This is a genomic window from Dactylosporangium darangshiense (assembly GCF_039537565.1).
Taxonomy (GTDB): domain Bacteria; phylum Actinomycetota; class Actinomycetes; order Mycobacteriales; family Micromonosporaceae; genus Dactylosporangium; species Dactylosporangium darangshiense.
Window position 1 is genome coordinate 160868 of record NZ_BAABAT010000025.1, and the last position, 9564, is coordinate 170431.

General features: G+C 70.5%; 8 protein-coding genes. 2 read left to right on the plus strand and 6 right to left on the minus strand.

All coding sequences use genetic code 11. The features are described from left to right. Nucleotides 1-13: 13 nt before the first annotated feature. The 5 genes from ABD901_RS35860 to gltX all read right to left on the minus strand — a co-directional run bounded on the left by ABD901_RS35860 (nt 14) and on the right by gltX (nt 7287). Nucleotides 14-2674 (minus strand): glycoside hydrolase family 2 protein, encoded by a 2661-nt coding sequence (locus tag ABD901_RS35860; protein ID WP_345133891.1) that lies wholly within the window; start codon nt 2672-2674, stop codon nt 14-16. A gap of 59 nt (nt 2675-2733) precedes the next feature. Continuing rightward, nucleotides 2734-4335 carry a family 20 glycosylhydrolase gene (locus tag ABD901_RS35865; RefSeq protein WP_345133893.1) on the minus strand — a complete coding sequence of 534 codons (1602 nt, stop codon included), beginning with the start codon at nt 4333-4335 and terminating at the stop codon, nt 2734-2736. A gap of 155 nt (nt 4336-4490) precedes the next feature. Then, entirely contained in the window at nt 4491-4688 is a 198-nt protein-coding gene (locus ABD901_RS35870; RefSeq protein ID WP_345133894.1) for a hypothetical protein, read from the minus strand. 43 nt (nt 4689-4731) lie between these two features. Beyond that, nucleotides 4732-5355 (minus strand): adenylate kinase, encoded by a 624-nt coding sequence (locus tag ABD901_RS35875; protein ID WP_345133896.1) that lies wholly within the window; start codon nt 5353-5355, stop codon nt 4732-4734. 477 nt (nt 5356-5832) lie between these two features. Then, nucleotides 5833-7287: a glutamate--tRNA ligase gene (gltX, locus tag ABD901_RS35880; protein WP_345133897.1), complete on the minus strand. Its 1455-nt coding sequence runs from the start codon at nt 7285-7287 to the stop codon at nt 5833-5835. Nucleotides 7288-7457: 170 nt separating this feature from the next. Between gltX and ABD901_RS35885 the strand changes: the two genes are divergently transcribed. Beyond that, nucleotides 7458-7673 (plus strand): hypothetical protein, encoded by a 216-nt coding sequence (locus ABD901_RS35885; protein WP_345133899.1) that lies wholly within the window; start codon nt 7458-7460, stop codon nt 7671-7673. A 400-nt stretch (nt 7674-8073) separates the two neighbouring features. On the opposite strand, the gene ABD901_RS35890 is transcribed toward ABD901_RS35885, so the two are convergent. Then, nucleotides 8074-8352 carry a hypothetical protein gene (locus ABD901_RS35890; protein ID WP_345133901.1) on the minus strand — a complete coding sequence of 93 codons (279 nt, stop codon included), beginning with the start codon at nt 8350-8352 and terminating at the stop codon, nt 8074-8076. Nucleotides 8353-8960: 608 nt separating this feature from the next. On the opposite strand from ABD901_RS35890, the gene ABD901_RS35895 reads away from it, so the two are divergent. Then, a complete protein-coding gene (locus ABD901_RS35895; RefSeq protein ID WP_345133903.1) occupies nt 8961-9401 on the plus strand; it encodes a hypothetical protein in 441 nt (146 codons plus the stop codon). Nucleotides 9402-9564: the final 163 nt, after the last annotated feature.

Genomic DNA, 9564 nt, shown 5'->3' on the forward strand with positions numbered 1-9564 from the left:
CGCGAGCAGCGGATCAGGGCACCGGCAGCGAGGCCGTCGGGATGTTGTAGCCGCGCACCCGCAGGTAGGCGGGTAGCCCGCCCAGATCCGCGGTGGCGTAGGCCGCGGTGATCTGCCTCGACTCACCCGGGAAGAGCGAGACGTAGTTGTCGGTGTAGGAGACCGGCACGACTTCGGTTCCGCCGTTGCCGGCGGTCACCTCCGGGCGCAGGAAGAAGGCGATGTTCGTCGCGCTGGTGTTGGTGAGCGTGATCGTGACCGTCTCCTGGCCGCCGGCGACCGACCGGGACACGGCCGTGCTGACGCCGGTGTTGCTGGGCAGGCTGTTGAGCCCGGTCAGGTTGGCGTAGGTCTTGACGGCGGTGGAGTACCAGTTGCTCTTGTTGCCCAGCGCGTCGGGCGTGGTGGAGTACCAGTAGAGGTTGTCGCTGACGGTCGCGCCGCCGGCGTCCTTCAGCTGAAGGCGGACGAAGTACGTCGACGTCAGGCCGGTGACGGCCGGCAGCGTCAGCACCGAGGCGGAGGCGTTCGCGGGCGCGCTGACCGGGACGCTCGTGGTGTACTTCTGGGCCAGGTCCGGGATGTTGAGGACCGTGGCCGTGGCGGTGAGCCCGGTCCGGGCGGCGAGGGTCGAGTTCACCACGTAGACGTTGCGCGTGAAGTAGTCGTAGGCGATGTGCAGCGACTCGGTCGCCTTCCTGGTGCCGTAGAACGAGCCGCCGGGCTTGAAGTAGTAGTCGTACAGGTTCCAGTGCAGCGACGGCCAGGCGTTGTTCTGCATCCACCAGATCGCCCCGAACGACTGGGTGTACTCGCGGGCGCTCCACGCCTCGAAGAACGACCGGGTGTTCTCGTAGTTCATCACCTCGGACTTCTTCGAGTAGTCCGCGGCGCTGGTCGTGGTGCCGTACCGCTGGCTGAGCGCCTTGCTGTAGACGTCGGTGTTGTCGAAGACGCTGCCGGCCCGGCCGACGTGGTAGTTCCAGGTCGCGTTGCCGACCGGCCAGGTCTGCGCCGGTGTGAGGAACCGGGACAGGCTCTCCAGCGGCGGCGGCGCCTCGGTGCCCTCCTCGCCGGTGGCGCCGAACGCGGAGCCGGCCCGGCTGAGGTCCCACCACAGCACCGGCGGCTCCCACTTGTACGGGCCGTCCATCTTCATGCCCGCATTCGGGTTCGACCACGTCGCCACGTTGTCCACCGTCGGGTTCTGCCAGTGCAGGGCTGCGGCGATGTTCTTGTACGCCGTAAGATGCGCCGCCGTCGGCGGCTGGTCGCTGCCGTAGGCCCACATGAACGTGCTGGCATGGGCGCGCAGAGCACGCATCTGGGTGCTCAGCGACGCCTGCGCGACGGTGGTCTGCTCCGCCGTCCAGCCGCTGTCGTTCTCCCACGCGCTGCAGCAGACGAACCCCGGCATGATCATGACGCCCGCCGCATCGGCCAGGTCGTACAGCTCCTGGTTGCCGAGCGTCCCCTCGAGGCGGATCGTGTTGAGACCCATGGCCTTCACGTAGTCGACGTGGGTCTTGTTCGTCTTGGTGTTCCACCGTTGCAGCAAATCCCAGACGTAGCCGCCGCCGCGGAACAGGATCGGCTGCCCGTTGACCTTGTACCCGGCGAACGAGGTGCCCTGCACGGTGGTGCGGTAGTCGGTGAACTGGCGGATGCCGAAGTTGATCGTCTTGCTGTCCGATGCCGCCCCGGCGACGCTCGCCGCCGTTGTGAGCTGGTAAAGCTCGGGGTTGCCGAACTGGTACGGCCACCACAACAGCGGGTTCGCGACGTGCAGCTGCGGGTAGCCGGCGGGATCGAAGACGACCTCGCGCCGTTCCTTGGCCGCCAGCGTGACGGTCTGGCTGGCGGTGATCGTCGGCTGGCCGGGCTTGCTGATGGTCGCGGTGACGGTCGTGGTGGCCGGCGCGGCGGTCGCGTTGATCGCGTCGGCGTAGACGGTCAGGTCGGCGGCGTTGGTCGCGGGCAGCGGCAGCACGGTCCGCACGTACGGGTCCCGCACGGCGACCGGGCCGGTCGTGTCGAGCAGCGTGCGGCCCCAGATCCCGGCGTTCATGTCGGGGGCCTCGGGGTTCCAGTCGACGGTGCACGCCGACAGGTCGCTGCAACCGTGCCGCGGCGGGGTGACCCGGATCGCGATGGCGTTGAGTGCGCCGGGCAGGATGGCGCCGGTGACGTTGTACTCGTGCTCGACGAAGGTACCGACGGCGTTCGCGTCGAGCTGGGTGCCGTTGAGCCAGACCTGGGCGCGGTAGCTCACGCCCTGCAGGCGCAGCCAGTACACCTGGCCGGAGGTCGCGGCCGCGGCCGTGAACTGACCCCGGTACCACCAGTCCTGGCCGGTCAGGTCCGGCACGGACTGCAGGTTCGTGCCGGCGTAGATGTTGGTGTAGACGTTGTTGGCCACCAGCCCGGCCAGCACGGTGGAGGGCAGGGCGACCGGGTTCCAGCCGGCGGTCGGGTAGCCGACCCGGGAGATCGTGGCGCCGGTGGCGGCCAGCCCGGTGGCGGTGTGCAGGGCCCAGCCCGAGGTCAGCTCGGCGGAGCCGACCGTGGCGGCCGAGGCGCCGCCCGGCCCGAGCGCCCCGACGGTCAGGACGGTGACCACGGTGAGCAGCAGCGCGGCCAGGGCCCGCGGGTAAGGACGGTTGATTCGGGACAATTCGCACCTCCCGGGGTGTGCGGAGCCGTGGCGCGTTCGCAGCGCGGCTCCGCAGGCGGTTACGAACCGCTCGGCCAGGTGACCTGGGTCGAGTGGTAGTAGTTGATGCCCATGACGCGCCAGCGCGGCCCCTGCGCGCCGAGCCGGCCCTTGAACGCGGTGAGGTTGTGCGTGCTCCAGGGCGACCAGCCGAGCTCGGCGATCGCGGGCAGGCGCGGGAAGGCCATGTACTCGATGTCGGCCGAGGTGACGATGGTCTCCGTCCACAATGGAGCCTCGACGCCGAGCACGGCCGTCTCGCCGACGCCACTGAGGTAGGCGCCGGGGTTCCACTCGTACGCGGTGTTCACGTCGATGAGGCCGGCCCACTTCTGCCCCAGCCTGGTGTTGTTGCGGTACTTCATGTCCAGGTAGGCCTTGTTCGCCGGGGACATGACGACCTTGGTGCCGTTGGCGGCCGCGGCGGCCAGGGGCGCGTTGCTGGTGGTGGTGCCCCAGAACTGCGCGACCGTGGACGGCAGCGGCGTCGCGTTGGCCACGTCGTGCCAGCCCATGACGGTCTTGCCGTGCGCGGCGACGATCTGCTGCGTGCGGTTGATGAAGTACGCGTAGTCCGACGCGGTGGTCGAGGACGCCTCGTCGCCGCCGATGTGCACGTACGGACCCGGGGTCAGTGCGGCGATCTCCCCGACCACCTGGTCGATGAAGGTGTACGTCAATTCGAGCGGCACGCACAGCGAGCTGAAGCCGACCTGCGTGCCCGTGTAGCGGGCCGGGGCGACGCCGTTGCAGTTGAGCTGCGCGTACGAGGCCAGCGCCGCGTTGGTGTGCCCCGGCATGTCGATCTCGGGGACGATCGTGACGTACCGGTCGGCGGCGTAGTTGACGATCGCGGTGTAGTCGGCCTGGGTGTAGTAGCCGCCCGGTCCGCCGCCGACCTGCGTGCCGCCGCCGTACGCCGCCAGGTTGGGCCAGGAGTTGATGGCGATGCGCCAGCCCTGGTCGTCGGACAGGTGCAGGTGCAGAACGTTGATCTTGTACAGGGCGATCTGGTCGATGTACCGCTGAACCTGCGCCACGGTGAAGAAGTGCCGCGCGACGTCCAGCATCGCGCCGCGGTGCGCGAACCGCGGGTAGTCGATGATCTGCCCGCCCGGCACCGGCCACGGCCCGGCCTGCGGCGTCGTGGCGTCGGCGGTCACCGGCAGCAGCTGGCGCAGGGTCTGCACGCCGCGGAACAGCCCGGCCGGCTGGTTCGCCCGCACGGTGATCGCGCCCGCGGTGATGTCGAGCTGATAGCCCTCGGCGCCGACGCCGGGCGGCGCGCCGGTGAGCAGCAGGGCGATCCCGTCGGACGGACCGGCGACGGTAGTGACGACCGGCAGCGGCAGCCCGGTCGAGACCCGTAGGCGTGCCGCGAACTGATTGGCGGTGGCCGCCGCCGGCGCGGAGCCCGGCGCGGCGTAGACGGTGGTGGCGGAGGTGACGGTGTAGCTCACCCCGGGCGCTGCGGTGGCGGTGACCGGGGCCGGGACCACGGCGGAGAACGCGACCGCGGTGGCCGCGGCGGCGGGGGCCGCGATGCCGGACACGAGACCTGCGGTCAGCACGATGCCGGCAAGGGCGGCGATGCAACGTGTTTGACGGGATGCGATGGTCATGCCGGTCCTCTCGCAGCACACGCCGGCCTGGCGACGGGCTCGCGTCCGCCACCAGGTATCGAGATGTCACGATCCCCAGTTACGCCAGGATGACACCGCGCTTACTGAATGGCAACCTGCCTAACAGATGCGGACTACTCAATCGGCCTTGGCGGCTAGCGGACGAGTCCGCTCTCGAACGCGAAGATCACGGCTTGGGCCCGGTCGTGAATCTCGAGTTTGAAGTCCGGCACACTCGGTGCCAGGTCGTCGCGGCGGTAGACCATGAACACTCGGCCCAGGCCGGGATGCCGGCCGTCGGCGGTAACCGCTGCGGCGGTCGCCGGAGGCCATTCGCGATGCCGGGAGCGCATCCGCTCGACCTGGACCCTCGCGGAGACGAGGTCGACCCCGGTCCTACGCGAGCACGGGCCGCAAAGCCAGCAGCGCGGCGTCGACCGGAGGGTTGGCCTGGACCTGGTCCAGCAGCTCGAGCACGCTCGCCGTTACCTCTTCGGGCGTGCCTGTGCCGTCGACGCTGCGCAGGATGCCCCGTTCGGCGTACCCGTCCAGGACCGGCTGTGTCATCTGGTGGTAGAGCGCCAGGCGCCGGCGGATCACCGGCTCGGCGTCGTCCGGGCGGTGCTCGACGGCGGCACGGGCGAGCATCCGCCGTACCGCTTCCGCGTCATCGACCTGCAGGTGCAATGCGACATCGGCGGTCATTTCCAGCTCGGACGCCGCGGTGTACGCCGCCCGGGCCTGCGACCGCGTCCGCGGGAAGCCGTCGAGCACATAGCCGACCCGGTTCGCCTTTGCGTCGGCCAGCGCCTGACGCACCATCTTGAGCACGATCCGGTCCGGCACCAGCGCGCCGCGGTCCATGTAGCCGCGCACGGAGCGACCGAGCCGGGTGTCGAGTTCGACGTGGCTGCGTAACAGGGTGCCGACAGCGATATGCGGGATGCCGTAATGCGCGGCGATCCGGGCGCTCTGGGTTCCCTTCCCGGCCCCCGGCGGTGCGATTATCACCAGCCGCATGGTCTGCCTCCTATCGCTGTTACGCAACGTGGCGGTGCCTCGACTGAATCCTGTCGCGGCCGGTGGGTCGCGGCATGGGTCATCTGACCCGCCCGGATGTGGCCCGGGTCATCTGACGCGCACCCAGGCGGCCTTTTCTGCATAAAGCCCGCAATACTCGCGTACCTCGCAGAACGGGCATCGCCGCCCTGGCCGCCGGCGGCCTGACCAACAAACAGATCGACGAGCAGTTGTTCCTGTCCCACCCGCACGGTCAGCGGTCACCTGCACCGCATCTTCCCGAAGCTGGGCATGACCTCGCGCGCCGCGCTGGGCGCATCAGCACCACCCGGCGACGGCCACGTCCCGGGCGCCGTCCCCGAACAGCGCCGGATCGCCTGAGCGCTCGCGAGAGCGGGCCGGACCCGGGGCAGACGGACAACGACGGACCTCACATACGGCTGAGCACTCTGCCGCACGTGAGGTCCGCGCGGTGACTCAGCCCTCGATCGCGGCGGCGGCCTGACGCAGGCGCTCGACCGTGCGCCGCACCCCGAGTGCGGCCATCGTGTCGTCCAGTGGCGGCGAGACCGGCTTGCCGACGAGGGCGAGGCGGGCCGTCATGAACGAGCGGCGGCGGTTGAAGCCGAGGTCGGCGACGACGCGGTCGAGGGTGGCGGTGATCTGCGCTTGCTCGAACGGGTCGACCTGCTCCAGGTTCTTCGCGAACGCCTCGAGCGCGGTGCGCGCGTCGGACGCGGGCAGGCCGTGCTTGGCGAGGTCGGCCGACTGGATCTCGACGGTGCCGGCGGCGAGCCAATCCAGCTGCTCTTGCAGTTCGGCGAGCTTCTTGGTCCGCTCGCGCAGCGGCACGACCAGGCCGCGGATGTCCTCGGCGGTCAGGCCGGCCGGCAGGAACGGCTCCGCAGCGCGCAGGAACGCGTCGTCGTCGAGCGAGCGCAGGTAGTGGCCGTTGAGCCAGTTCAGCTTGTCGATGTCGAACACCGGGCCGACCGGGTTGACGCGGGCGAAGTCGAAGGTCTCGATGACCTCGTCGAAGGTGAAGATCTCCTGGCCGTCGGGCATGGAGTAGCCCATCAGGGCCAGGAAGTTGACCAGCGCCTCCGGCAGGTAGCCCTCCTCCTGGAACCACTTGAGGCGGGCCGCCGGGTTCTTGCGCTTGCTGATCTTCGAGCGGTCGGCGTTGCGCAGCAGCGGCATGTGGGCATACACCGGCTCCCGCCAGCCCAGCCACTTGTACAGCAGCAGGTGCTTCGGGGTGGAGTTGATCCACTCCTCGCCGCGAATGACGTGCGTGACCCCCATCGCGTTGTCGTCGACGACGACGGCGAGGTGGTACGTCGGGAAGCCGTCCGCCTTGAGGATGACCTGGTCGTCGGGCTGCGGCGGGGTGATCTCCCCGCGGATGAGGTCGGTGAAGGCGATCCGCGCGTCCTGGGGCACGAGCATGCGCAGCACCGGCACCTCGGTGAAGCCGGGCAGCTCGGCGCGCTCCTCGCGGGTCTTGCCGTAGCACAGCCGGTCGTACCCCGTGGGCACCTTCAGCTGCTGCTGGCGCTCCCGCATCTGGGTGAGCCGCTCCGAGGAGCACCAGCAGTGGTAGGCGTGCCCCTCGGCGAGGAGCCGGTCGGCGACCTCACGGTAGATCGGCAGCCGCTCGGACTGCCGGTAGGGCGCGGCCGGGCCGCCGACGTCGGGCCCCTGGTCCCAGCTGAACCCGAGCCACCGCAGCGTGTCGAACACCTGCTGCTCGCTGCCCTCGACGTAGCGCGTGCGGTCGGTGTCCTCCACCCGGAGGATGAACTCGCCGCCGTTCTTGCGCGCGAACGCGAGGTTGAACAGCGCCGCGTATGCGGTCCCGACGTGCGGATCGCCGGTCGGCGACGGCGCGATGCGGGTGCGTACGGGTGCGTCGGTTCCAGGAGTGCTCACCAGCGTGACGATACGACACGCGCCGTGATCGCCGGGCGCCGGGTTGCCCGCCTCAGCACCGGTTCCCGGAGTTATCCACAGGCTCGAACCGGCCCTTGCCGCGCCCTCGGCGACGCGAAAGGCTTGCTGCGCGAGTCGCACTTCACGGGGGTAAAGAGATGGACACGAACGTGCCTCGCCGCGTTCTGGCACAGGTCGTCGCGGCGGCCGCGGCGGTTGCGGTGCCGGCTTTGGTACTCGCCGCGCTGGGCCTGCTGCGCGGCCGCGGCATCCGCGTCACGGTCGGCGCGGTGGCCCGGCTGGATGTGGACCAGGCCGCCGTCTTCGCCGACGCGGGCGCGACGGCGCGCCCGGCGCCGGCCATCAGGGGCTCCCCCGCCGCGTAATCCCACCGCTCGTGCCGCCGGGCGCGGACCGTCCCGCGCATACCGGGCCCGGCAGCCCTACGCCGGCTGAGCCGGAGGTCGGCGCACGGCCACGCCGCGACGAAAGGAGGAGGTGACCGGGCCAGAGTCCGGCGTGGCCAGGGCGGCGGTAGCGTTTTGAGGAAATGCGCAGATACGTTGCCGAGCGCGACAACCGGCGGGTCGAGTAGCTTCGCCGGATGGCCGATCCAGTGGTGCGACCGGGCGACGTCGCGGTAATGGCGTTGTCCGACGGCGGGTACGGCGCCTGCCAGGTGACCGGCGCCGACGACAAGGTGGTCGCGGCGTGTGCGCTGCGGTGGCATTCGGCCGAGCCGCCCACGCTGGATGCGCTGCGCGGCGTTGAGCCTTTACGGCTCGATCACCACGCCCACGACGGGTGGCTTGCGCATGTGCGCGTCGCCCGCTCGTATCCGGTGCCCCCGGATTTCGTGTGGATCGGCAGTTTGCCGGTGCCGCCGGAGGTTCCGGCATTGGCGAGTTCGTTTTCCAGCTGGGAGACGTTGGCCGTGGGCGTGGTTCTGCAGCGTCGCTGGGACGAGGAGCTGCCGGCGGCGGCGAAGGCTGCGTATCGGACGTCGGCGGCCAGAGGTTCGGTCGACGTCGACTTCGGTGCCGGCGCGGTGACGTTGCCTGCCACCTGGCCGCGGTTGGACCTGAGCCCGGACGGCGCGATGCGGGTGCCGGCCTCCGGGCCGGTGGCCTGGTCCGCGCTGGACCTGCTCCCGCGGTGTACGAACGTGACCTGGGTGGGAGCGGACCGCGGCTTCGGCGAGGCGCTCGCCGCCCGGCCGATCGTCTCGTCGGTCGGGTGGTTCGACGCCGCGCTGGTCGTGGATCTGGCCGGCACCGGTGTGCGGGACCTGACGCTGGCCGGCGACGAGCTGCGCGAAGTCCGGCTCCCCAGAGGCCTGCGCACACTCGAGCTGCTGGACCCGGACCCGCAACTGACCGTGCACGCGGCGGACGGCGGACGGCGGACGATGGCTCCGCCTCGAGATCCGCGCCTCGGCCGCCGGCGCGACGGTTCCCGGCGGTCTCCGGCACGTCCGGGAGGTTGTCCTCGACGGCGCCGGCGTACTGTCCGCGGCGCCGCTCGGCGCGCTGGAAGACCTCCGGGCGCTGCGGATCCGCTGGCGCCAGGGACCGGGCCGGCTGACCGACGCCGCGGAGCTCTCCGGTCGGCGCCACCTGACCGTCGTCGAGCTGCTCGACGGCTACGGCCTGGATGCCGACACGCTGCCGGAGTTGCCGTCGCTGGCCCACTTGAGTTTCAGCGGCCTGCGCCGGTCCGTCGTGCCCGCATTGCGAGCCCGATACCGGGGCACCGCGGTTCGCCTGGTGGTTCACGGTGCGAAACCCGACATCTGGCTTGCCGCCAACCTCGACAATCCGTTCCGGGACTGGGTCGACGACGACACTCGGGGCGGGAACGCCGCCTGCAAGGCCTACGCCACCGCGGTGCGGGCCGTTGACCGGCTGCCGCCGTCCGGCGACGGGCGTCCGGCCGATGCCGAGACGATCCTGCGCCGGCTGGTCGACACGCTCAACGACATCGACCAGAAGTACCACTTCATCGATACCCTACGCCAGGAGGACGCCGGTGAGGCTTTTGTCGCGCTCGCTGCCCGAGCCGGCGTCGAGGCGCCCGAGGCGGAGCAGTGGTTCGACGAATGGCGTGACTTCTAAGAGTTGAGTCGTAAACTCATGGTCTGGCTCTGGGTGGGGCCTATCCGGGCTGGTGGCGCGGTCCGCGCGTGGTCCCGGCAGCAGGCTGCCAAGCCTCATCGGGGGTTGCGTCACCAGTGGTGTGACCGTTTCGCCGGCAGAGGCCACCCCGTGAGTGGCTGCC

What these genes read in the sequence shown, in the direction of transcription:
- ABD901_RS35865 (WP_345133893.1), bottom strand. Translation starts at nt 4,335, where the DNA reads ATGACCATCGCATCCCGTCAAACACGTTGCATCGCCGCCCTTGCCGGC.
- ABD901_RS35870 (WP_345133894.1), bottom strand. Translation starts at nt 4,688, where the DNA reads ATGCGCTCCCGGCATCGCGAATGGCCTCCGGCGACCGCCGCAGCGGTT.
- ABD901_RS35875 (WP_345133896.1), bottom strand. Translation starts at nt 5,355, where the DNA reads ATGCGGCTGGTGATAATCGCACCGCCGGGGGCCGGGAAGGGAACCCAG.